We start from the raw sequence: 22,363 nt of genomic DNA, 5'->3' as shown, positions 1-22,363 counted from the left end.
AGGGTTCTCATGTCGTCGTACTTCACCGACCTCGCCCAGCAGTACATCGACGGCGAGTGGCGCCCGGGCACCGGCTCCTGGGACATCATCGACTTCAACCCGTACGACAACGAGAAGCTGGCCTCGGTCACCATAGCCACCGTCGACGAGGTCGACGCCGCCTACCGGGCCGCCGAGCGCGCGCAGAAGCAGTGGGCCGCGACCAACCCGTACGCGCGCCGCGCGGTGTTCGAGAAGGCCCTGCGCCTGGTGGAGGAGCGCGAGGAGGAGATCGGCGAGGCGATCGTCGCCGAGCTGGGCGGCACCCGCCTGAAGGCCGCCTTCGAGCTGCACCTCGCCAAGGAGTTCCTGCGCGAGGCGGTCCACCTGGCGCTGGCGCCCGAGGGGCGGATCATCCCCTCGCCCGTCGACGGCAAGGAGAACCGCGTCTACCGCGTGCCGGTCGGCGTCGTGGGCGTCATCAGCCCCTTCAACTTCCCCTTCCTGCTCTCCCTGAAGTCGGTCGCCCCGGCCCTCGCCCTGGGCAACGGCGTCGTCCTCAAGCCGCACCAGAACACGCCGGTCGTCGGCGGCACGCTGGTCGCGAAGATCCTTCAGGACGCCGGACTGCCGGGCGGCCTGCTCAACGTGGTGGTCACCGACATCGCGGAGATCGGCGACGCCTTCATCGAGCACCCGGTGCCGAAGGTGATCTCCTTCACCGGTTCCGACAAGGTCGGCCGCCACGTGGCCACCGTCTGCGCCGCGAACTTCAAGCGCTCCGTCCTCGAACTGGGCGGCAACAGCGCCCTGGTGGTCCTCGACGACGCCGACGTCGACTACGCGGTCGACGCCGCCGTCTTCAGCCGCTACGTCCACCAGGGCCAGGTCTGCATGGCCGCCAACCGCGTGCTGGTCGACCGTGCGGTGGCCGACGAGTTCACCGAGAAGTTCGTCGCCAAGGTGTCCTCCCTCAAGGTCGGCGACCCGCGCGACCCGTCGACCGTCATCGGCCCGGTGATCAACTCCTCGCAGGCCGACGCGCTCTCCGGCGTGATCGAGCAGGCGCTCGCCGAGGGCGCCACCGCCCTGGTGCGCGGCTCGGTCACCGACAACCTGGTCGAGCCGTCCGTCCTCACCGGCCTGCCCGCCGACTCCGCGCTGCTCCAGCAGGAGGTGTTCGGCCCGGTCGCCTTCCTCGTCCCCTTCGACGGCGAGGAGGAGGCCGTGCGCCTGGTCAACGACACGCCGTACGGGCTGAGCGGCGCCGTGCACACGGGCGACGTCGAGCGGGGGGTCGCGTTCGCCAAGCGGATCGACACCGGGATGTTCCACGTGAACGACGGCACCGTGCACGACGAGCCGATCGTCCCCTTCGGCGGCGAGAAGCACTCCGGCCTCGGCCGCCTCAACGGCGACACCATGCTGGACGCCTTCACCACCCAGAAGTGGATCTCTGTGCAGCACGGGCGCAGCGGCTTCCCGTTCTGAGGGTCCCGGCGGGCCGGGCCCGGCGCCGGATCTAGGCTGGACCCATGTCAGCGATCCGTCTCCTCGTGCTCGGCGCCGTCCGCCAGCACGGGCGGGCCCACGGCTACCAGGTGCGCAACGACCTGGAGTACTGGGGCGCGCACGAGTGGTCCAACGCCAAGCCCGGCTCGATCTACCACGCGCTGAAGCAGATGGCCAAACAGGGACTGCTGCTGGCGCACGAGATCGCGCCGTCCACGGCCGGTGGGCCGCCGCGCGTGGAGTACGAGATCACGGAGCAGGGCACCGAGGAGTACCTCGCCCTGCTCCGCGAGTACCTCACCGCCTACGACCAGCGGCCGGACGTGCTCACGGCGGCGCTCGGCTTCATGGTCGACCTCCCGCGCGAGGAGGCGCTGGCGCTGCTCGAGGAGCGGGTGCGGAAGATCGACGAGTGGCGCGCCGCCGTCACCGAGTACTACATGCCCGCGGAGGGGCCCGGCCAGTACGGGCACATCGGCGAGATCATGAACTACTGGGTCCACTCGGCCGACTCCGGCGCCGAGTGGACCCGGGGCCTCATCGAGCGCGTCCGGGGCGGCGCGTACACCTTCGCCGGTGAGGGCGAGCCGTTCGTCGGCGTGCTGGCCGAGGGCGAGGAGAACCCCTTCGCGGCGGGGCGGCCGCATGACGGGGACGCCCGCTAATCAAGTTTGACTAAGTGGGAGGGAGGGCATAGCTTCATGGGCCGGTAGTCAAATTTGGCTAGCTCTCTCGGAGTGAGTGCGAAGAGAGCGCGAAGGGGGAGTGACAGTGGCCGACACGGCGATCATCGTCGAAGGCGCACGCAAGAGGTACGGCGGCCAGAGCGCACTGGACGGGCTCGACCTGACCGTCACGCGCGGCACGGTGCACGGCGTACTGGGACCGAACGGAGCCGGCAAGACGACCCTGGTCCGCATCCTGTCCACGCTGCTGCGGCCGGACGCGGGCCGCGTCGAGGTGGCGGGACACGACGCCGTCGCCGAGGCGTACGCGGTGCGGCTGCGCATCGGCCTGCTCGGCCAGCACGCGGCGCTCGACGAGGAGCTGGGCGGCCGGCAGAACCTGGAGATGTTCGGCCGCCTGCATCACCTGGGCGCCCGGCGGGCACGCGCGCGTGCAGACGAACTGCTCGCCCGCTTCGACCTCGCCGGCACCGGACACAAACCGGTCGGCGCCTACAGCGGAGGCATGCGGCGCCGCCTGGACCTGGCGGCGTCCCTCATCACCGAACCGGAGGTCCTCTTCCTGGACGAACCCACCACCGGCCTGGACCCGCGCGGCCGCGCGGAGGTGTGGGACTCGGTCCGCTCCCTGGTCGGCGCCGGTACGACGGTCCTGCTCACCACCCAGTACCTGGAGGAGGCCGACCAGCTCGCCGACCGCATCTCCGTCGTCGACGCCGGCCGGGTCGTCGCCGACGGCACCGCGGACGAACTCAAGGCCGCGACCGGCGGCGACCGCGTCGACGTCGTTCTGCGCGACGCCGGCCAACTGGGCGCCGCCGTCGCCCTGCTCCCGCTCACCGGCGTCCGAGTCGACACCGACCGACGGCTGCTCAGCGCCCCGGTCACCGACCGGATGGCGGCCCTCTCCGGCGTCGTACGGGCGTTGGAGGAGGCCGGCATCGTGGCCGAGGACGTGGCGCTGCGCCGGCCGACCCTGGACGAGGTGTTCCTGCACCTCACCGACCGCACGAAGGAGGCCGCGTGAGTACGACCACCGTGCGTACGGCCGCCGTGGGGCCCGCGACCCACGCCCTGTCCGACTCCTGGACCATGACCCGCCGCGAGCTGGCCCGCTGGGGACGGCAGCCCGTGACGGTCGTCGTGAACCTGGTCTTCCCCGTCATGCTGCTGCTGATGTTCGGCTACCTGGTCGGCGGCGGCCGGGGCGTGAGCGGCGAGTACGTCGACTACCTGGTCCCCGGCATGATGGCGCTCACCATGGCCTTCGGCCTGGAGGGCACCATGATCGCCGTCACCCAGGACCTCAACAAGGGCGTCGTCGACCGCTTCCGCTCGCTGCCGATGACCAACGGCGCGGTCCTGGTGGGCCGTTCCGCCGCCGACATGCTCCAGTCGGCGCTCGGCCTCACCGTACTGGTCGGCGTCGGGTGCGCGCTGGGCTGGCGCGCCCACGCCGGCCCCGGAGCCTTCCTCGGCGCGGTCGGCCTGCTGCTGCTCCTCCGCTTCGCGATGCTGTGGATCGGCATCTTCCTGGCCCTGGTGGCCGGGAAGCCCGAGCTGGTGCAGGCGGTGCAGATCCTGGTCTGGCCGGTCGGCTTCCTCTCCAACGCCTTCGCCACGCCCGACTCCATGCCCGGCTGGCTGGGCACCGTCGTCGAGTGGAACCCGATGTCCCAGACCGCCACGGCCGTCCGCGACCTCTTCGGCGGCCCCGGCGGCGAGTCCGGCCACGTGTGGGCGGCGCTCGCCTGGCCGCTGGCGCTGCTCGCCGTGTTCTTCCCGCTGGCGGTGGGGAGGTTCGCGCGGCTCAGCCGGTGAGGGCGGCGACGTCGGCCGCCGGCACCCCGCTCACGGACGGGCGGGGTGCCCGGCGCCGGGGTGAGCGGGTGCCCGGGCGCCCGGGCGCCTGGCAGGGCGGTGAGGAAGCGGTGACCGCCGGTCGAGGAACCGGCGGTCACCGTCGACGCGGAACGGAGGTCAGTGGTGGAACCCCGTCGCCGCCCCCTTGTCCCGGGTCAGCGGATGCGGCTGCCTCCGTAGCTCCGGCAGCAGCCGCTCCAGGTCGTCCAGGAGCAGATCCGCCATGTCCGCCGAGAATCCGTTGCGGCACACCACCCGCAGCACCGACAGGTCCTCGCGGTGCGGCGGGAAGGTGTACGCGGGCACCAGCCAGCCGCCCTCCCGCAGCCGCCGGGACACGTCGAAGACGTCGTACGCCGTCACGTCGTCCGCCGTCGTGAAGGCGAACACCGGCAACTGGTCGCCGCGCGTCAGCAGTCGGAAGTCGCCCAGCGCGGCCACCCCCTGCGCGAGCGAGCCGGCGATGTCCCGCGCGTTCTGCTGCACGGCGCGGTACCCCTCGCGGCCCAGCCGCAGGAACGTGTAGTACTGCGCCACCACCTGGGCGCCCGGCCGGGAGAAGTTCAGCGCGAAGGTCGGCATGTCGCCGCCCAGGTAGTTCACGCGGAACACCAGCTCCTCCGGAAGGGCCGCCGAGTCCCGCCACAGCGCCCAGCCGACCCCGGGGTAGACCAGCCCGTACTTGTGTCCCGAGGTGTTGATCGACGCGACGCGGGGCAGCCGGAAGTCCCACACCAGGTCCTCGTCCAGGAAGGGCGCGACCATGCCGCCGGAGGCCCCGTCGACGTGCACCGGTACGTCGAGGCCGCTGCGCTCCTGGAGGGCGTCGAGGGCCGCGCACAGGTCGGCGACCGGCTCGTAGGAGCCGTCGAAGGTGGAGCCGAGGATGCCGACGACCCCGATGGTGTTCTCGTCGCACAGCTCGGCGGCGGCCTGCGGGTCCAGGTGGAAGCGCTCGCCCTCCATCGGGACCTGCCGGGCCTCCACCTCCCAGAAGGTGCAGAACTTCTCCCAGCAGACCTGGACGTTCACCCCCATGACGAGATTGGGCCGTACGTCCTTCGCCGGGTAGCGGTCGGCGTTGCGCAGCGCCCAGCGCCGCTTCAGCGCCATCCCGGCCAGCATGCACGCCTCGCTCGACCCGGTCGTCGAGCATCCCACGGCCGCCTCCGGGTCGGGCGCGTGCCACAGGTCGGCGAGCATCGCCACGCAGCGCCGCTCCAGCTCGGCGGTGCGCGGGTACTCGTCCTTGTCGATCATGTTCTTGTCCCGGCACTCGCTCATCAGCACCCCGGCCTGCGGCTCCATCCAGGTGGTGACGAAGGTGGCCAGGTTCAGCCGCGCGTTGCCGTCCAGCATCAGCTCGTCGTGCACGAGGCGGTACGCCGTCGAGGGCGGCAGGGGCGTGTCCGGGAGGCGGTGCGTGGGCGGGGCCTCGGTCATGCCGCCGAGGGGGTCCGCCGTCGCGTAGAACGGGTTCACGGCGAGCCGGCGCCGCTCCCGGTCGTCGTCCTGCGTCGGGTGGGGCCCGTGGTGCAGTGGCATACGACCGACGGTAGGCCGGGGCCCGGGACCCCGCACCCGGACGGGTGCCGGGCCGGGAGCCACACGGGCTTGCACCTCACGTCACGTGAGGCGGCAGCGTGGACGGTGTCGGAGAAGGGAGCGGAAGTGAGCTACTCCGTGGGACAGGTGGCCGGCTTCGCCGGAGTGACGGTGCGCACGCTGCACCACTACGACGACATCGGCCTGCTCGCACCCGGCGAGCGCAGCCACGCGGGCCACCGGCGCTACAGCGACGCCGACCTCGACCGGCTGCAGCAGATCCTGTTCTACCGGGAGCTGGGCTTCCCGCTCGACGAGGTCGCCGCCCTGCTCGACGACCCGGCCGCGGACCCGCGCGCGCACCTGCGCCGCCAGCACGAGCTGCTGTCCGCCCGGATCGAGAAGCTGCAGAAGATGGCGGCGGCCGTGGAGCAGGCCATGGAGGCACGCAGCATGGGAATCAACCTCACTCCGGAGGAGAAGTTCGAGGTCTTCGGCGACTTCGACCCCGACCAGTACGAGGAGGAGGTCAAGGAGCGCTGGGGCGGCACCGACGCCTACCGCCAGTCCAAGGAGAAGACCGCCTCCTACACCAAGGTGGACTGGCAGCGCATCCAGGACGAGGCCGACGAGCTGACCCGGCGCTTCGTCGCCCTGATGGAGGCCGGTGAGCCCGCCGACTCCGAGGGCGCCATGGACGCCGCCGAGGACCACCGGCAGGGCATCGCCCGCAACCACTACGACTGCGGGTACGAGATGCACACCTGCCTGGCCGAGATGTACGTGTCGGACGAACGTTTCACGCGGAACATCGACGCCGCCAAACCGGGCCTCGCCGCCTACATGCGCGACGCGATCCTCGCCAACGCCGTCCGGCACACCCTCTGAGCGGTGGCCGTGACCCGGGACGCGTTCCCGGGGGCCCGCCCCTGGAAGCTCACTCCCGGGCCACGACCACCGCCGTCCCGTACGCGCACACCTCGGTGCCCACGTCCGCCGCCTCCGTCACGTCGAAGCGGAAGGACAGCACCGCGTTGGCGCCACGCGCGCGTGCCTGCTCGACCAGCCGGTCCATCGCCTGGTTGCGGGTCTCGACCAGTGTCTTGGTCAGGCCGCGCAGCTCACCGCCGACCAGCGACTTCAGCCCGGCCCCGAGCTGGCTCCCCAGGTGCCGGGAGCGCACGGTCAGCCCGAAGACCTCCCCGAGCACCTCCTGCACCCGGTGGCCCGGCAGATCGTTCGTCGTCACCACGAGCACGTCGGGCCGCGGGCCCTGGCCGCCGCCGTATTCTTCGATACCCATGGTTCTCAGGCTTCCCCGGGAAACGTCACAGCGCACCCCAAGGGGTCCCGTGGAACCTGGTGCACCGCGGCTGCGTTGTACGTTTGGGCAGCCAGGTCCCGCCCGCCTCCCCCCAGCAGCAGGAGCCACATCCCGTGACCACCCTTGCGCTCGGTCCCGAGTGGATCAGCCCGGACTATCTGATCGAGACGTTCAGTCTGCCGGGCATTCTGCTCATCGTCTTCGCCGAGTCAGGACTCTTCGCGTTCCTGCCCGGCGACTCGCTGCTGTTCACCGCGGGCCTGTTCGTCGCCCAGGGCGAGTTCATCAGCCAGCCGCTGTGGCTGGTGTGCACCCTGATCGTGGCCGCCGCCGTCCTCGGTGACCAAGTCGGCTACATGATCGGCAAGTTCTTCGGGCCCAGGCTCTTCAGCCGCCCCAACTCCAAGCTCTTCAAACAGGAGAACCTGGACAAGGCGCACGAGTTCATGGAGAGGTACGGCCCGAAGGCGATCGTCCTGGCCCGCTTCGTGCCCATCGTGCGCACCTTCGCCCCCATCGTGGCGGGCGCCGGCCGCATGAAGTACCGCACCTTCCTCACGTACAACGTCATCGGCGGCGTGGCCTGGGGCACCGGCGTCACCCTCGCGGGCTACTGGCTCGGCCAGATCGAGCTCATCCGGACCAACGTCGAGGCCATCCTCGTCCTGATCGTCGTGGTCTCGGTCGTCCCGATCGCCATCGAGTACCTGCGCGAGCGCAAGAAGAAGCGGCGCGCCGCCCCGGCCGCACCGACCCCGCCGGCCATCCAGCAGCACCAGCCCCAGCCCTCGTACCCGGTCATGGACGACGCGACGACCCAACTCCGCCGGATCGACCCGTACGACCAGCCGCAGCGGCAGTACGACCAGCAGTACGACCAGGGCTACGGCAATCAGCCCCACGGCGGTCAGCAGCCCCCGCAGCAGCCGTACGCCCAGCAGTACCCGCAGGGCTACGACCAGCAGCCCTACGGCGACCAGCAGGGCGGCCAGCACCCGTACAACCAGGGGCGCTGAAACCCCACAGGGGCGCGGGGAACTGCGCGACAAGCCACAGCGAGCCCGCAGCCGCCGACGGACGCAGCCACCCGAGCCCGTAGGCGCCCGGCGTCAAAACCCTCGCGTCCGCTTGGCCGCCCGGCGTCCCGCCGCACTCGCGGCGCCGGGCACCTTCAGGAACAGCCGGGAGATCTCCCCGCCCAGGTTCACCCCGATCGCGATGGCCATCGCCAGCGCCACCGCGTTGGAGAGGAACAGCAGCCCCGAGTCGACCTCGCCCTGCGCGATCCCCAGCAGACCGAAGTAGGTCGCCGAACCGGGCAGCAGCGGCCCGATCGCGGCCGTCGTGTACGGCAGCGCCGACGCGAACCGGTAGCGGGACATCAGCTGCCCGAACAGGCCCACGAGCCCCGCCGCGGCGGCCGTGGAGGCCACCGGTGAGATGTCGCCGGCGTAGCGCATGGCGCCGAACACGCACCAGGCGACGCCGCCGTTCAGGGTCACCGCGAGGACGGTGGACCGCTCCTGCTGGAGCAGGATCGCGAAGGCCAGCGACAGCAGCATCGAGGCGAAGATCTGCACGAACGGTTCGTCGCCGGTGCCCAGCGCGGCGTCCGGGTTGAGCTCGGCGCCCAGCTGGACCCCGAAGTACAGCACCACCAGCACCCCGGCGACGATGCTGACGAAGAAGTACATGACCTCCAGCAGACGCGCGGCGGCGGTGATGTAGAAACCGGTCAGACCGTCCTGCACTCCCGCGACCAGCGCCCGCCCGGGCAGCAGCGCGAACAGCCCACCGGTGATGACCGCGGACGCCTTCACGTCGACGTGCGTCACCGTCAGTACGACACCCAACGCGGCCGGCGGCATCGCGGCCACCGCGAACTGGTAGAACTCCGGCAGCCCGCGCCCGGCGCACAGCCACGCCAGCCGGTCGCCGAGCATGGAGCCGAACATCGCCGCGAAGAACACGGTCAGCCCGCCGCCGACGAGCAGCGAGGCGGCGCCCGCGAGCAGACCGCTCGCCACGGTCAGCACCCAGGTGGGGTACGGGTGCCGGTTGCGGCGGATCTCCGCCAGGCGCCGGTAGGCCTCCTCCAGGGAGATGTTCGTGTCGGGGTCGCTGAGGTCGTCCACCAGGTGGAAGACGGCCGCGAGCCGGGTGTAGTCGGTGCCCCGGCGGCGTACCGTGCGCGACGCCGTCACCGGGTCGTCGACCAGGGACGGCTGGTGGGAGATCGACAGCAGGGTGAAGGTGACGTTCGGCTCGCAGCGGTCCAGGCCGTAGGACCGGCAGACGGCGAACATGGCCGCCTCCACGTCCTCGGCGCCCTCACCGCCCGCCAGCAGCAGCTCCCCGATGCGCAGCGTCAGGTCGAGCACGCGCGGCACGGCGGGGCCGGTCTCGTCGTCGTGCTTCTGCGAGGGCTCGGGCGCGGGCCGCTCGGCCACCGGCATGCGCAGCATGGCGCGCATCCGGTCCTGCCAGGGCACGTCCGTCAGGCTCACCGCCGGGAAGCCGCTCGCCGGGGTGAAGGCGGTCGGGGCGGTCCACGCGCTGTGCGTGCTCGGCATGGTGAACGCCGATCCCTCGCTGTCCGCGGGGGCGGCCTGCGGGACCTCCAGACCGTCGGGGAGCGAGAACTCCGACGTCGTCTCGGCCTCGGTACCGGCATGTCGCGAGACGGCGAGCCCCTGCGGGATCTCGAACTCGGACGTCGTCGACGACTCGCCGTCGATGGACGCCGCGATACCGCTGGGCTGCCGGAAGGCACTGCGGGCCTCGTCCGACTGCGGCTTGGGCTCCTCCGCCTCCGTCACCTGCGCAACGCTCCCTGGTACCGACACACCCTCCTGTTGACCTCAGTATGGTCACTCAAACACGAACGGGCCGCACGCGTGTGCGTGCGGCCCGTTACGGGCGCCCTACGGGCAACCGAACCGCTCAGTGGCCGCCCTGGTCCTTGAAGCGCTTGTAGGACCGCTCGATCTCGGCCTCGGCGTCGCTGCGGCCGACCCAGTCGGCGCCCTCGACGGACTTGCCGGGCTCCAGGTCCTTGTAGACCTCGAAGAAGTGCTGGATCTCCAGGCGGTCGAACTCCGAGACGTGGTGGATGTCACGCAGGTGCTCCACACGCGGGTCGGTCGACGGCACGCACAGCAGCTTGTCGTCGCCGCCGGCCTCGTCCGTCATCCGGAACATGCCGATCGCGCGGCAGCGGATGAGGCAGCCCGGGAAGGTCGGCTCGTCCAGGATGACCAGCGCGTCCAGCGGGTCGCCGTCCTCGCCGAGGGTGTTCTCGACGAAGCCGTAGTCGGTCGGGTAGGCGGTCGAGGTGAACAGGCGGCGGTCCAGGCGGATACGACCGGTCTCGTGGTCCACCTCGTACTTGTTCCGCGAACCCTTCGGGATCTCGATCGTGACGTCGAACTCCACCGGACGCTCCTCCATGATCAGCACATAGTTCTGGTGGTTAAGTGTCCCTCACGCAGGCGTGTGATCGCGAAAGGGGCTGGTGACGGTGCCGGAGCTGAGGCCGTGGCGGACCGCGGGACCCCGTGCGGCGCGGGCCGCGGGTGCCCTACGTCCCCGTCTGACCCGCTTTGCCCGGGCCGCCGGACCGCGGTTCGCACGGGCCACGGCGCCTCAGCTCGCCAGGATCACCAGGCCGAAGACCTGGCAGTACACCGCCGGTGCCGCCACCGCCGGGCTGGCACTGGCCGCCGGTGTGGTGACCGCCGCCGGCCCCTGGGACTCCACGGGTCAGCGTACGGCCGAGCGGGACCGGGCCGTCGCCCTGGACCACACGGGTGGCACAGATCACGGCCGCGGACCCGGGGATTCCGGTACGGCGCCGGGCTCGCCCCGCCCCGCACCCAGCGCCGGGCCCGTACTGACCGGTCTGGGCGGGACCACCACCGGCGGCGTCAAGGCGGCCCCCGGCGACCGGGCGGCCCTCGCGGACCTCCTCGACCCCCTGCTGAAGGACGGCCCGGCCCTCGGCGGGCAGCGCGCGGCGGCGGTCGTCGACCTGACCACCGGCAAGCGCCTGTACGGCCTCGACTCCGGCGCCGCGCTCACCCCCGCCTCCACCACCAAGATCGCCACCGCCGTCGCCGCCCTCACCGCCCTGGGCCCCGACCACCGCCTCACCACCCGCACCGCCCTGGAGGCCGACACCGGCGAACTCGTCCTGGTCGGCGGCGGCGACCCGACCCTGACCGCCCGCGAGGACGATGGGGGCACCTCCCGCGCATGGGAGTCCCCCCGCGCGAGCGAAGCCGAGCGTGGGGGAGAAGCCGAGAGTGGGGGAGGCCCGGCGAGCCTGCGCACCCTCGCCGAGAAGACCGCCGCCGCCCTGAAGAAGCGCGACGTGCGCAAGGTGACGCTGTCGTACGACACGACGCTCTACGCCGGTACGGATCTGCACCCGATCGGGGTCAACGAGAACCTGGCCCGCGTCACCGCCCTGATGGCCGACGAGGGCCGCACCGACGACTCCACCAGCGGTCCCGCCCCGCGCGTGGCCGACCCGGCGGACGCCGCCGCCCGCGCCTTCGCGGGCTTCCTGAAGCAGCACGGCATCACCGCGTCGCCCCCCGGCCCCTCCAAGGCCACGGGCCGTGCCGCCACCCTCGCCACGGTCTCTTCGCCCCCGCTGTCGGCCCTGGTCGAGCGGATGCTGACCAACAGCGACAACGACCTCGCCGAGGCCCTGGCCCGCCACACCGCCGTGGCGACCGGCAAGCGCGCCGACTTCGCCGGGGCGGGCGCCGCGATCACGGCCCGCCTGAAGCAGCTCGGCCTGCCGGTGGACGGCGCGCGCTTCCACGACGGAAGCGGCCTGGACCGCACCGACCGCATCACCCCCGACCTGCTCACCGCCCTGCTGACCGAGGCCGCCGGTCCCTCCAGGCCCCAGTTGCGCCCCGTCCTCACCGGCCTGCCCGTCGCCCACTTCACCGGCACCCTGGCCGGCCGTTACACGGACGGCGCAGCGGGTCTCGTCCGCGCCAAGACCGGCACCCTCACGGGCGTGAACACCCTCGCCGGCACGATCACCACCCCCGACGGCCACGTCGTGGCCTTCGCCTTCCTGGCCAACGCCACGACGGACCCGTGGGCGGCGCAGTCGGCCCTGGACCGAGCGGCGACGACTCTGGCGTCACCGTCCGCCTAGCATGCGGGCAGTCGTGCCTTCCCCCAGTGCCTGAACGGCCTGGGAGGTACCCCCAGGCGGCACGGGTGGGCGGTGGGGCACCTCCCGCTCGTGGGGCCCCTCCCGCGCGAGCGAAGCCGAGCGTGGGGGAGAAGCCGAGAGTGGGGGAGGCACCCCCAACCCCGGGCTGCGCACCCGCCCCGCCCGCCCAGGACCCCGTACGACTGCCCCCCAGCGGCAGGGCTCCCGTACCGTTGACCCATGACGAGCATCGGCGCAAATTCCGGCATGGTCGACTGGAACCTCGCGGTGGCGACCGCGACCCGGCTCGTGCGACCGGGCCCCGAGGTGAGCCGCGACGAGGCCAGGGCCGTCGTCGGGGAGCTCCGCCGCCATGCCAAGTCCTCGGAGGAGCACGTCCGCGGCTTCACCCGGATGGGCACCGAGGAGACCCACGACACCCCCGTCCTGGTGGTCGACCGGCCGGGCTGGGTCCGGGCGAACGTCGCCGGCTTCCGCGAGCTGCTCAAACCCCTGCTGGAGAAGATGGAGCAGCGGCGCGGCGGCGGTGCGGGCAACGCGGTCCTCGGCGCCGTCGGCGGCAAGGTCACCGGCGTCGAGCTGGGCATGCTGCTGTCGTTCCTGTCCTCCCGCGTCCTCGGCCAGTACGAGACCTTCGCCCCCGCCACCCGCGAACTGCCCGCCGGAGCGGGCGGCGCCGGCCGGCTCCTCCTCGTCGCGCCGAACATCGTGCATGTGGAGCGCGAACTCGACGTCGAGCCGCACGACTTCCGCCTGTGGGTGACCCTGCACGAGGAGACCCACCGCACGCAGTTCACCGCCGTGCCCTGGCTCCGCGACCACCTCGAGGGCGAAATCCAGTCGTTCCTGGCCGAGACCGACGTCGACCCCATGACCGTCCTCGAACGAGTCCGCGAGGCCGCCCAGTCCCTGGCCGGAGGCCGCCCCGAGGCGGAGGAGGACGACGGCGGGCGCTCGCTCGTGGAACTGGTGCAGACACCGGCCCAGCGGGAGGTGCTCGGCCGCCTCACCGCCGTGATGTCCCTCCTGGAGGGGCACGCCGACTACGTGATGGACGGCGTCGGCCCGGAGGTCGTGCCGAGCGTCGGGGAGATCCGCGAGAAGTTCCAGCAGCGCCGCGCCAAGGGCGCCTCCCGCCTCGACTTGGCGCTGCGCAAGCTGCTCGGCCTCGACGCCAAGCTCCGCCAGTACCGCGACGGCGAACGCTTCGTGCGGGCCGTCGTCGACGAGTGCGGCATGGACGGCTTCAACCACGTCTGGACCTCGCCCAACACGCTCCCCACCAAGTCGGAGATCGCCAAACCGGCGGACTGGATCGCGCGGGTGCACCGCAAGCCGGAGGCGTGAACCCCGCGGGCGGGGCGTGAAACGATTCCGGCCGACGGCAGCCGAACGACCCCCCAATCACCCGTCCGAGGGACCGTTTGCCTTCGGCAGGCGTGCGATGCTCGGGGAACGGCCCGTTTCTGTCACCATCTACACACTCTGCGTGACCGAACCTCGGGCTCACCCCCGACAACTTCATGAAGGGCACCGGACATGGGTCCCCATCCTGCGGTCGCGGCGATACGCCTGGCGGTCCGCCGCGTCCTCCACGACATCCTCACCGAACTGAACACTCCGGCCGGCGTCCCCGCCGCGACGGCCGCCGGACGCACGCCCGAGGGCGCGTCCGGACTCCCCGCCTCCCCGCTCGTCCTCGTGGCGTGCTCCGGCGGCGCCGACTCCATGGCGCTCGCCTCCGCCCTCGCCTTCGAGGCACCCCGGCTCGGCATCCGCGCAGGCGGCGTCACCGTCGATCACGGCCTGCAGCACGGCTCCGACCTGCGCGCCGAAGAAGTCGTCCTGCGCCTGCGCCAACTGGGCCTCGACCCCGTGGAGGCCACCGCCGTGACCGTCGGCCGCGAGGGAGGACCGGAGGCCGCCGCCCGCGACGCCCGCTACGCCGCGCTGGACGAGGCCGCCGCCCGCCACGGCGCCGCCGCCGTCCTGCTCGGCCACACCCGCGACGACCAGGCCGAGACCGTCCTGCTGGGCCTCGCCCGCGGCTCCGGCATCCGCTCCCTGTCGGGCATGGCCGCGGTCTCGGGGGCCGGCGGCCGTTACCGGCGCCCCTTCCTCCAGGTCGACCGCCAGACCGCCCGCAAGGCCTGCATGGTCCAGTCCCTCCCCGTCTGGGACGACCCGCACAACGCCGACCCCGCCTACACCCGCTCCCGGCTGCGCCACGAGGGACTGCCCGCCCTGGAGAAGGCGCTCGGCAAAGGCGTCGTCGAGGCCCTGGCCCGTACGGCCCAACTCTCCCGGGACGACGCCGACGCCCTCGACACCTGGGCCCGCCAGGCCGAGGTCGGCGTCCGCGACGCCACCGGCGTTCTGGAGTGCGCCAAGCTGTACGCCCTGCCGCCCGCCGTACGCCGCCGGATCCTGCGCCGCGCCGCCCTGGAGGCCGGTGCCCCCGGCGGCGCCCTGTTCGCCCGCCACATCGAGGAAGTCGACCGGCTGATCACCGGCTGGCGCGGTCAGGGTGCCATCAACCTCCCCGGCAAAGTCGTCGCCCGGCGGCAGGGTGGCAGACTGGTGATTCGGCAAGGCTGAATCCGGACCCCTCCCACCGATCCGCACACGGATCGCCGGGACGCTCCGGAGTGGCCGGTGGGACGACCGAAAGTGATGCGGGTGGACGCGAACGACATGGGTGCCGACCTCGAAAAGGTGCTCATCACCAAGGAAGAGATCGACGCGAAGCTGGCCGAGCTGGCCGCGAAGATCGACGCGGAGTACGCGGGCAAGGACCTGCTCATCGTCGGCGTGCTCAAGGGCGCCGTCATGGTCATGGCCGACCTGGCGCGCACGCTGTCCACCCCCGTCACGATGGACTGGATGGCGGTGTCCTCGTACGGCGCGGGCACCCAGTCCTCCGGCGTGGTGCGGATCCTCAAGGACCTCGACACCGACATCAAGGGCCGCCACGTCCTGATCGTCGAGGACATCATCGACTCCGGCCTGACCCTGTCCTGGCTGATCTCCAACCTCGGCTCGCGCGAGCCCGCCTCCCTCAAGGTGTGCACGCTGCTGCGCAAGCCCGACGCCGCGAAGGTCGCCATCGACGTGGAATGGGTCGGCTTCGACATCCCCAACGAGTTCGTCGTCGGCTACGGCCTCGACTACGCCGAGAAGTACCGCAACCTCCCGTTCGTCGGTACGCTCGCGCCCCACGTGTACGGCGGCTGACCCGCCCTCGCAGCAGGCTTCACGGCGTTTCGGCGGGCCACCGGGAACCCCTGGGGGCCCCGCGCCGTTGGAGCATGCAGACGGGACATCGGCCCGCCCGTGCGGCTGAGGGCCGCCACGCTGGGGTACCGTCAGAAGAACTGTCTTATCAAACTCACTATGGCAGGAGGGACGGGGCGACACCGCTCCGTGTGGATGGACGTGAAGCGATACTTCCGTGGGCCAATCATGTGGATCGTGCTGGCCGTCCTTGCCGTGGTCGTGTTGATGCAGGTCGTTGGCTCGTCCGGCGGCTACAAGACGGTGGACACGGGCCAGGTCGTCCAGGCGATCAACGACAACAGGGTCGAGTCGGCCAAGCTGACCACCGGTGACGAGCAGAACATCAAGGTTCAGCTCAAGGACGGCCAGAAGGTCGAAGGCAGCTCGAAGATCCAGGCGAGCTACATCGGCGACCAGGGCGTGACCCTCGCCAACACCCTTCAGAACAAGTACCAGGACAAGCAGATCCCCGACGGCTACACGGTCTCGCCGTCGAAGCAGAACCCGTTCGTCGGGCTGCTGATCACCCTGCTTCCCTTCGTCCTCATCGTGGTCATCTTCCTGTTCCTGATGAACCAGATGCAGGGCGGCGGCTCCCGGGTCATGAACTTCGGCAAGTCCAAGGCGAAGCTCATCACCAAGGACACCCCGAAGACGACGTTCTCCGACGTCGCCGGCAGCGACGAGGCCGTCGAGGAGCTCCACGAGATCAAGGAGTTCCTGCAGGAGCCGGCCAAGTTCCAGGCCGTCGGCGCGAAGATCCCCAAGGGCGTGCTGCTGTACGGCCCGCCCGGCACCGGCAAGACCCTGCTCGCGCGCGCCGTGGCGGGCGAGGCGGGCGTGCCGTTCTACTCGATCTCCGGTTCCGACTTCGTCGAGATGTTCGTCGGTGTCGGTGCCTCCCGAGTGCGCGACCTGTTCGAGCAGGCCAAGGCGAACGCCCCGGCCATCGTCTTCGTCGACGAGATCGACGCGGTCGGCCGTCACCGCGGCGCCGGCCTCGGCGGCGGTCACGACGAGCGCGAGCAGACCCTGAACCAGCTCCTCGTCGAGATGGACGGCTTCGACGTCAAGGGCGGCGTGATCCTCATCGCCGCGACCAACCGGCCCGACATCCTCGACCCCGCGCTGCTGCGCCCCGGCCGCTTCGACCGGCAGATCGCCGTCGACCGCCCGGACATGCAGGGCCGTCTGGAGATCCTCAAGGTCCACCAGAAGGGCAAGCCGGTCGCCCCGGACGTCGACCTGTCGGCCGTCGCCCGCCGCACCCCCGGCATGACCGGTGCCGACCTGGCCAACGTGCTGAACGAGGCCGCCCTGCTGACGGCCCGCAGCGATCAGAAGCTGATCGACAACCACATGCTGGACGAGGCGATCGACCGCGTGGTCGCGGGCCCGCAGAAGCGGACCCGGATCATGTCGGACAAGGAAAAGAAGATCACCGCGTACCACGAGGGCGGACATGCCCTGGTCGCGGCGGCCTCACCGAACTCCGACCCGGTCCACAAGATCACGATTCTGTCCAGAGGCCGGGCCCTCGGCTACACGATGGTGCTCCCGGACGAGGACAAGTACTCGACCACGCGCAACGAGATGCTCGACCAGCTCGCCTACATGCTGGGCGGCCGCGCGGCCGAGGAACTCGTCTTCCACGACCCGACGACGGGCGCGGCCAACGACATCGAGAAGGCCACCGGCGTGGCCCGCGCGATGGTCACCCAGTACGGCATGACCGAGCGTCTCGGCGCGATCAAGTTCGGTGGCGACAACAGCGAGCCGTTCCTCGGCCGTGAGATGGCCCACCAGCGCGACTACTCGGAAGAGGTCGCCGCGCTGGTCGACGAAGAGGTCAAGAAGCTCATCGAGACGGCGCACAACGAGGCCTGGGAGATCCTGGTCGAGAACCGCGACGTCCTCGACAACCTCGTCCTCGCGCTGTTGGAGAAGGAGACGCTGGGCAAGGAGGAGATCGCCGAGATCTTCTCCCAGATCGTCAAGCGTCCCTCCCGGCCCGCCTGGACCGGCTCCTCCCGCCGCACTCCCTCGACCCGCCCGCCGGTGCTCTCCCCGAAGGAGCTCGCACTGACGAACGGGGCGAACGGTGCGACGGCGGCGATCTCCACCACCAAGAGCACCACGGTGGATCCCGCTCCGGCACCGGAGCGGGCCCCGGAGGACCGTCCGGAGAACTGACCCCGGTCACCTCGGATCGCCCCGGCGGTCCGGCCAGGCCCGGAATGTATGCCGCACCCCCCAGGTTCTAGCCTTGGGGGGTGCGGCACTTTCGTATGCCGTTCGCAGGACGGATCAGGAACGAGGCATCAGATGACCGACCCCGTGACGCTGGACGGCGAGGGCCAGATCGGCGAGTTCGACGAGAAGCGGGCCGAGAACGCCGTACGCGAACTGCTCATCGCGGTCGGCGAGGACCCGGACCGCGAGGGCCTGCGGGAGACTCCGGCGCGCGTGGCGCGAGCATATCGGGAACTTCTGGCGGGACATGGGCAGGAGCCCGAGGACGTGCTGACGACGACGTTCGACATCGGGCATGACGAAATGGTCCTGGTGAAGGACATTGAGATCGTCAGCCTGTGCGAGCACCACATGCTGCCGTTCCACGGTGTGGCGCACATCGGCTACATCCCGGCGGCGAGCGGCAAGATCACCGGCCTGTCGAAGCTCGCGCGCCTGGTCGAGGTCTTCGCGCGTCGCCTGCAGGTGCAGGAACGTCTCACCACGCAGGTCGCCGACTCGCTCATGCGGATTCTCGAGGCACGGGGCGTGATCGTCGTCATCGAGGCCGAGCACATGTGCATGTCGGTACGCGGGGTGCGTAAGCCGGGTGCCAAGACCACGACGTCGGCGGTGCGTGGTCAGCTTCGGGACGCTACGACGCGTGCCGAGGCAATGAGCTTGATACTGGCGCGCTGACCCGATTTCAGTGGTGCCCGATACCGTCCTTGATCAGTGGCTTGGTCACTGATCAACGGGGATCGCCGTGGGGTCCGGGCTGCCCAGCAAACAGACGGTGAACGCGGTTGAGGGGCGCCTGCGGGCGCGGCCCGACGCCTGGTCTGGAGGCAGTGACCCGACCGTCCGGTCACCTCCAGCGGGACGTCCCGGGCTCTCGCGTGCGTGTGGTGTCGTCGTACCTCGCCGACATGATGAGGCAGTACGTCGGTGGTGACGCGCACCACATGCGGCGACGATGACCCGACCAAGCCGTTCACCCTCTACAGCTACCGACTCGACCCCCCTCCCGGGTTCCTGGTCAACGGACACCTGGTCCGCCGGCCCTGGTGAGCCGGGCGCGTCACGCCGCCGACGCGGTGCCCGGGTGGTCGTCGTCCTCGTCCTCGGGGAGTTTGCAGACCCGCTCCAGGAAGAGGGCGGCCGCTATGACGGCGATGCCCGCGACGACCGACGAACCGGCGTAGATGGCCTGGTCGCGGCGGGCCGGGATGTCGAGATACTCCAGCAGGAAGACGCCCGTGCCGCCGTACATGCCGGCGACGAGGGCGGCCACCAGGGCGCTGGCCTGGCCGAAGACGACGGCGCGGGCCGCCACCATCGGGTCGACGCCCTTGGCGCCGGGCTCCCGCTCCCGCTGGGCCTTCAGACGGGCGCGGATCGAGAGCGCCGTGGCCAGCAGGATCACCGCGATCAGGGCCAGGACGACGGGGGCGGCCAGGGGGACGCTCGGGAGGGTCCCGACCGAGTTCCACAGGCGGGCACCGGCCCAGGACAGCACCCCCGCGACGACGAACACGCCGGCCAGCACCCTGATGCGCAGCTCTTTCACGGTGTTCCGGTGTCCCTTCGGCTTTCCGGCGCGGTCGTCCCGACCGCGTCGTCCACGTCGTCCCAGTCGTGTTCGTCGTCCTCGTCGACCTTAACGACTACTCGGGGAGCCGGAGTTCCAGGTCGGCGCGGGGCGCGACGCCGTCGCGGGTGACGGCGGCCAGGAGGTCGGCGACGCTGCCCCGGCCGGGCAGGGCGGCCCCGGGGTCCACGTCGAGCCAGGGAGCCAGCACGAAGGCGCGTTCATGGGCGCGGGGGTGGGGGAGCGTGAGCTGCGGGTCGTCGGAGACGACCTCGGCGTAGGCGACGATGTCGACGTCCAGGGTGCGCGGACCCCAGCGCTCGTCGCGGACCCGGTGGAAGGCCTCCTCGACTGCGTGCGCCCGCTCCAGGAGCGAGGACGGGGGCAGGGTCGTCTTCAGGATCACGACCGCGTTGAAGTAGGAGGGCTGGCTGCCGGGCGCCACGCCCCACGGCTCCGTCTCGTACACGGGCGAGACGCCTTTGACGCGCACGCCCGGGGTGTCCTCCAGCGCGTCGATGGCGCCCTGGAGGGTCTCCAGGCGGTTGCCCAGGTTGGCGCCGAGGGCGATCACCGCGCGTTCGGGGTTGGACAGGGTGGTGTCCGCGGCGTCGACCTGCTCGATGACGGAGGCGGGCACGGGCTGTACGGTCGGGTCGCTCGGACCCTTGGTGAAGGGGGCGCTCATACACGGCTCCGGATGATGGTGACGGTCACGTCGTCGAAGGGGACGGTGATCGGCGCGTCCGGCTTGTGGACGCAGACCTCGACCTCCTCGACCCCTTCGTGCTTCAGACAGACCTGGGCGATGCGCTCGGCGAGGGTCTCGACGAGGTCGACCGGCTCGCCCTCGACGACGGCCACGACCTCCTCGGCCACGATGCCGTAGTGCACCGTCTTCGCCAGGTCGTCGTCGGCCGCGGCCGGGCGGGTGTCCAGGCCAAGGACGATGTCCACGAGGAAGGTCTGGCCGTCCTCGCGCTCCTTGGGGAACACACCGTGGTGCCCGCGGGCCTTCAGGCCGCGCAGCGCGACACGATCCACGCGAATCACTCCTGCAGTCGTCGGTCTCGGCCGGTCGCACCACGTGCGGGTGGTACGGCGGCCCCACTCGAATCTACCCGTGGGGACCGACAGCGCCGGGCCGCGGGGTGCGGGGCGGGGTGGGGCGCCGGCTGATTTTCACCCCGCGTTTTCCCCGGCGGTCCCGGTGGATCACGGGTTGGTAGCCGCCCCTACCCCGTGGTGCGTGATTCCAACCACTTCGTTCGACGCGCCGGGGGCGGGGCGCAGTGGCGGGACGCCGGGTCAGGGCGGCGGGTCAGGGCGGGGTCTCGTCGCCCTCTTCGTCCTCGCTCTCGGCGAGCACCGGGGAGGCGTGGTGGGACCAGAGCTTCCAGCCGTCGGGGGTGCGGCGGAAGGTGTTGGTGGCCACCACCAGCTGGCCGACGAGCGGGCCGAGCTCCTCGCCTCTGTCGGGGGCGGGGCCGCCGCTGAGGATGTTCTCCGTGCAGGTGACCAGGGCGGTGTCGCCGGTGACGGAGACGTGCACGTCGGTGAGGAAGAACTGGATGTAGTCCGTGTTCGCCATGATCAGGGCGTACGAGCGCAGCACCTCGCCGCGGCCGGTGAGCACCGGCCAGCCCGGGTGCACGCAGGAGACCACGCCGGCGTCGGCCGGGTCGTGGTACGACTCGTCGATGCCCAGGTCGGAGGGGGTGAGCCAGAACTCGGAGACCTTCTCGAAGTCGCCCTCCTCCAGGGCCTCGTAGAAGGCGGTGTTCGCGGCCTCGACCTGTTCGACGTCGAGGTGCGGCGCGTTCACCGGGCTCCTTCGACGGCGCGGGCGACGCGTACGGCGTCGGCGGTGGCGCGGACCTCGTGGACGCGTACGGCCCAGGCGCCGGCGTGCGCCGCGAGCGCGGAGACCGCGGCGGTGGCGGCGTCGCGTTCGCGGGCGGGGGGCGGGGCGGCCTCCGGGCCGGCGAGGACGCGGCCCAGGAAGCGTTTGCGGGAGGCGGCGACGAGGAGGGGGTGGCCGAGGGCGAGGAGGCGGTCGAGGTGGGCGAGGAGGACGAGGTCGTGCTCGGCGTCCTTGGAGAAGCCGAGGCCGGGGTCTATGACGACGCGGTCGGGAGCGATGCCGCCGTCCAGGACGGCCTCCACGCGTGCGTGCAGCTCGTCGACGACCTCGGTGACGACGTCGGTGTACGTGCCCCTGACGTTGCCGCCCTCCAGGAGGCCGCGCCAGTGCATGACGACGAACGGGGCGGCCGCGTCGGCGACGACCGGGATCATGCGCGGGTCGGCCAGGCCGCCGCTGACGTCGTTGACCAGGGCGGCGCCGGCGGCGAGGGCCTGCTCGGCGACGGAGGCGCGCATGGTGTCGACGGAGATCGTGACACCCTCGGAGGCGAGGCCGCGTACGACCGGGACCACGCGCCTGAGTTCCTCGTCCTCGTCGACGCGGGTCGCGCCGGGGCGGGTGGACTCGCCGCCGACGTCCACCAGGTCGGCGCCCTGGGCGACCAGGTCGAGGCCGTGCTTGATGGCGGCCGTGGTGTCGAAGAAGCGACCGCCGTCGGAGAAGGAGTCGGGGGTCACGTTGACGACGCCCATGACCGCGCAGCGGTCCCAGGCGGTCAGTCCCGCGAGATGATGCCGGCGGCCGGTCTGCTTGCTCATGTGTTCAGCGTAGGTGGTGGGCTGGGGCGAACGCGTTCGCCTCCGGCGGTGGGGGTGGGGGTGCCTGCGGCGCCTGTGCGGGTGGGGTGGGGGGGCGGATGCCTGCGGCGCCTGTGCGGGTTTGGTGGGGGGTGGGTGCCTGCGGCGCCGGTGCGGGTTTGGTGGGGGGCGGATGCCTGCGGCGCCCGTACGGGTTTGGTGGGGGTGCGGGGTGCCTGCGGCGGCCTGTATGGGGTGCGTGGTGGTGGGTGCCTGCGGCGCCGGTGCGGGTGCCTTCGGCGGTGGTGCGGGGTGCCTGCGGCGCCGGTGCGGGTTGGGTGGGGGTACGCGTAGCGCCTTGGGGTGCGTGGTGGGTCGGGGCCGGGCCGGGGGGTGTCCGTCCTCGGAACGGCGCGGAATCGGTCGGCCACAGATCTTCCCCGGCGCGGACGCGCCAACCGCTGCGGGCGGACACCCCCCGCCCCGACCCC

Annotated in this window: 21 protein-coding genes; 12 read left to right on the top strand and 9 right to left on the bottom strand. The window is 71.5% G+C overall.

Annotated features, from left to right (window positions below):
• The first annotated feature begins 9 nt into the window (after positions 1–9).
• From AB0P07_RS22330 to AB0P07_RS22315, 4 genes are all read left to right on the top strand, one after another.
• Positions 10–1,470: an aldehyde dehydrogenase family protein gene (locus AB0P07_RS22330; protein WP_365553074.1), complete on the top strand. Its 1,461-nt coding sequence runs from the start codon at positions 10–12 to the stop codon at positions 1,468–1,470.
• 44 nt (positions 1,471–1,514) lie between these two features.
• A complete protein-coding gene (locus AB0P07_RS22325) occupies positions 1,515–2,156 on the top strand; it encodes a PadR family transcriptional regulator (protein ID WP_365553072.1) in 642 nt (213 codons plus the stop codon).
• A 106-nt stretch (positions 2,157–2,262) separates the two neighbouring features.
• Positions 2,263–3,204 carry an ATP-binding cassette domain-containing protein gene (locus tag AB0P07_RS22320; protein ID WP_365553070.1) on the top strand — a complete coding sequence of 314 codons (942 nt, stop codon included), beginning with the start codon at positions 2,263–2,265 and terminating at the stop codon, positions 3,202–3,204.
• A gap of 65 nt (positions 3,205–3,269) precedes the next feature.
• On the top strand, positions 3,270–3,998 hold the full coding sequence (locus tag AB0P07_RS22315; protein ID WP_365553361.1) for an ABC transporter permease: 729 nt from the start codon (positions 3,270–3,272) through the stop codon (positions 3,996–3,998).
• 159 nt (positions 3,999–4,157) lie between these two features.
• Here AB0P07_RS22315 and AB0P07_RS22310 read toward each other — a convergent pair whose 3' ends face one another.
• Positions 4,158–5,585 (bottom strand): glutamate decarboxylase, encoded by a 1,428-nt coding sequence (locus AB0P07_RS22310; RefSeq protein ID WP_365553068.1) that lies wholly within the window; start codon positions 5,583–5,585, stop codon positions 4,158–4,160.
• 126 nt (positions 5,586–5,711) lie between these two features.
• On the opposite strand from AB0P07_RS22310, the gene AB0P07_RS22305 reads away from it, so the two are divergent.
• Positions 5,712–6,473, top strand: coding sequence for a MerR family transcriptional regulator (locus tag AB0P07_RS22305; RefSeq protein WP_365553066.1), 762 nt, complete (start codon positions 5,712–5,714; stop codon positions 6,471–6,473).
• A gap of 49 nt (positions 6,474–6,522) precedes the next feature.
• Here the strand turns inward: AB0P07_RS22305 and AB0P07_RS22300 are convergent, their stop codons facing one another.
• Positions 6,523–6,888, bottom strand: a complete 366-nt coding sequence (locus AB0P07_RS22300) for a YbjQ family protein (RefSeq protein ID WP_365553064.1) — start codon at positions 6,886–6,888, stop codon at positions 6,523–6,525.
• A 134-nt stretch (positions 6,889–7,022) separates the two neighbouring features.
• Here AB0P07_RS22300 and AB0P07_RS22295 point away from each other — a divergent pair, with 134 nt between their 5' ends.
• On the top strand, positions 7,023–7,925 hold the full coding sequence (locus AB0P07_RS22295) for a VTT domain-containing protein (protein WP_365553062.1): 903 nt from the start codon (positions 7,023–7,025) through the stop codon (positions 7,923–7,925).
• A 93-nt stretch (positions 7,926–8,018) separates the two neighbouring features.
• On the opposite strand, the gene AB0P07_RS22290 is transcribed toward AB0P07_RS22295, so the two are convergent.
• Positions 8,019–9,728, bottom strand: a complete 1,710-nt coding sequence (locus tag AB0P07_RS22290) for a threonine/serine exporter family protein (protein ID WP_365553060.1) — start codon at positions 9,726–9,728, stop codon at positions 8,019–8,021.
• Between the two features lie 124 nt (positions 9,729–9,852).
• Complete coding sequence (locus tag AB0P07_RS22285) at positions 9,853–10,344, bottom strand: inorganic diphosphatase (protein ID WP_061446956.1); 492 nt, start codon at positions 10,342–10,344, stop codon at positions 9,853–9,855.
• Positions 10,345–10,423: 79 nt separating this feature from the next.
• Here AB0P07_RS22285 and dacB point away from each other — a divergent pair, with 79 nt between their 5' ends.
• The 6 genes from dacB to folE all read left to right on the top strand — a co-directional run bounded on the left by dacB (position 10,424) and on the right by folE (position 18,316).
• Positions 10,424–12,088: a D-alanyl-D-alanine carboxypeptidase/D-alanyl-D-alanine-endopeptidase gene (gene dacB, locus AB0P07_RS22280; protein WP_365553058.1), complete on the top strand. Its 1,665-nt coding sequence runs from the start codon at positions 10,424–10,426 to the stop codon at positions 12,086–12,088.
• 240 nt (positions 12,089–12,328) lie between these two features.
• On the top strand, positions 12,329–13,456 hold the full coding sequence (locus tag AB0P07_RS22275; protein WP_365553055.1) for a zinc-dependent metalloprotease: 1,128 nt from the start codon (positions 12,329–12,331) through the stop codon (positions 13,454–13,456).
• Between the two features lie 192 nt (positions 13,457–13,648).
• Positions 13,649–14,707 carry a tRNA lysidine(34) synthetase TilS gene (gene tilS / locus AB0P07_RS22270; protein WP_365553053.1) on the top strand — a complete coding sequence of 353 codons (1,059 nt, stop codon included), beginning with the start codon at positions 13,649–13,651 and terminating at the stop codon, positions 14,705–14,707.
• Positions 14,708–14,782: 75 nt separating this feature from the next.
• Positions 14,783–15,343 carry a hypoxanthine phosphoribosyltransferase gene (gene hpt / locus AB0P07_RS22265; protein WP_007452004.1) on the top strand — a complete coding sequence of 187 codons (561 nt, stop codon included), beginning with the start codon at positions 14,783–14,785 and terminating at the stop codon, positions 15,341–15,343.
• Between the two features lie 195 nt (positions 15,344–15,538).
• Positions 15,539–17,578 (top strand): ATP-dependent zinc metalloprotease FtsH, encoded by a 2,040-nt coding sequence (ftsH, locus tag AB0P07_RS22260; protein WP_365553051.1) that lies wholly within the window; start codon positions 15,539–15,541, stop codon positions 17,576–17,578.
• Between the two features lie 132 nt (positions 17,579–17,710).
• Complete coding sequence (gene folE, locus AB0P07_RS22255) at positions 17,711–18,316, top strand: GTP cyclohydrolase I FolE (protein ID WP_365553049.1); 606 nt, start codon at positions 17,711–17,713, stop codon at positions 18,314–18,316.
• Between the two features lie 382 nt (positions 18,317–18,698).
• Here folE and AB0P07_RS22250 read toward each other — a convergent pair whose 3' ends face one another.
• The 5 genes from AB0P07_RS22250 to folP form a co-directional block, all read right to left on the bottom strand.
• On the bottom strand, positions 18,699–19,187 hold the full coding sequence (locus AB0P07_RS22250; protein ID WP_365553047.1) for a DUF3180 domain-containing protein: 489 nt from the start codon (positions 19,185–19,187) through the stop codon (positions 18,699–18,701).
• 97 nt (positions 19,188–19,284) lie between these two features.
• Positions 19,285–19,896 carry a 2-amino-4-hydroxy-6-hydroxymethyldihydropteridine diphosphokinase gene (folK, locus tag AB0P07_RS22245; protein ID WP_365553046.1) on the bottom strand — a complete coding sequence of 204 codons (612 nt, stop codon included), beginning with the start codon at positions 19,894–19,896 and terminating at the stop codon, positions 19,285–19,287.
• On the bottom strand, positions 19,893–20,252 hold the full coding sequence (gene folB, locus AB0P07_RS22240) for a dihydroneopterin aldolase (RefSeq protein ID WP_061443299.1): 360 nt from the start codon (positions 20,250–20,252) through the stop codon (positions 19,893–19,895). Before folB ends, folK begins: the two co-directional genes overlap by 4 nt.
• A 277-nt stretch (positions 20,253–20,529) precedes the next feature.
• Entirely contained in the window at positions 20,530–21,033 is a 504-nt protein-coding gene (locus AB0P07_RS22235; protein WP_365553044.1) for a nuclear transport factor 2 family protein, read from the bottom strand.
• On the bottom strand, positions 21,030–21,893 hold the full coding sequence (gene folP / locus AB0P07_RS22230) for a dihydropteroate synthase (protein WP_365553042.1): 864 nt from the start codon (positions 21,891–21,893) through the stop codon (positions 21,030–21,032). Before folP ends, AB0P07_RS22235 begins: the two co-directional genes overlap by 4 nt.
• Positions 21,894–22,363: the final 470 nt, after the last annotated feature.

Origin of the sequence: Streptomyces sp. NPDC085944 (genome assembly GCF_040686295.1) — a bacterium.
In the GTDB taxonomy this organism is placed as follows: domain Bacteria; phylum Actinomycetota; class Actinomycetes; order Streptomycetales; family Streptomycetaceae; genus Streptomyces; species Streptomyces salinarius.
This window is presented reverse-complemented; position numbering and strand designations above follow the sequence as displayed.

Coding starts and splice junctions, on each gene's coding strand:
- tilS (WP_365553053.1), top strand. CDS start 13,649: ATGGGTCCCCATCCTGCGGTCGCGGCGATACGCCTGGCGGTCCGCCGC.
- AB0P07_RS22300 (WP_365553064.1), bottom strand. CDS start 6,888: ATGGGTATCGAAGAATACGGCGGCGGCCAGGGCCCGCGGCCCGACGTG.
- hpt (WP_007452004.1), top strand. CDS start 14,783: ATGCGGGTGGACGCGAACGACATGGGTGCCGACCTCGAAAAGGTGCTC.
- AB0P07_RS22275 (WP_365553055.1), top strand. CDS start 12,329: ATGACGAGCATCGGCGCAAATTCCGGCATGGTCGACTGGAACCTCGCG.
- folK (WP_365553046.1), bottom strand. CDS start 19,896: ATGAGCGCCCCCTTCACCAAGGGTCCGAGCGACCCGACCGTACAGCCC.
- folE (WP_365553049.1), top strand. CDS start 17,711: ATGACCGACCCCGTGACGCTGGACGGCGAGGGCCAGATCGGCGAGTTC.
- AB0P07_RS22325 (WP_365553072.1), top strand. CDS start 1,515: ATGTCAGCGATCCGTCTCCTCGTGCTCGGCGCCGTCCGCCAGCACGGG.
- folP (WP_365553042.1), bottom strand. CDS start 21,893: ATGAGCAAGCAGACCGGCCGCCGGCATCATCTCGCGGGACTGACCGCC.
- AB0P07_RS22310 (WP_365553068.1), bottom strand. CDS start 5,585: ATGCCACTGCACCACGGGCCCCACCCGACGCAGGACGACGACCGGGAG.
- ftsH (WP_365553051.1), top strand. CDS start 15,539: ATGGACGTGAAGCGATACTTCCGTGGGCCAATCATGTGGATCGTGCTG.
- AB0P07_RS22330 (WP_365553074.1), top strand. CDS start 10: ATGTCGTCGTACTTCACCGACCTCGCCCAGCAGTACATCGACGGCGAG.
- AB0P07_RS22315 (WP_365553361.1), top strand. CDS start 3,270: ATGACCCGCCGCGAGCTGGCCCGCTGGGGACGGCAGCCCGTGACGGTC.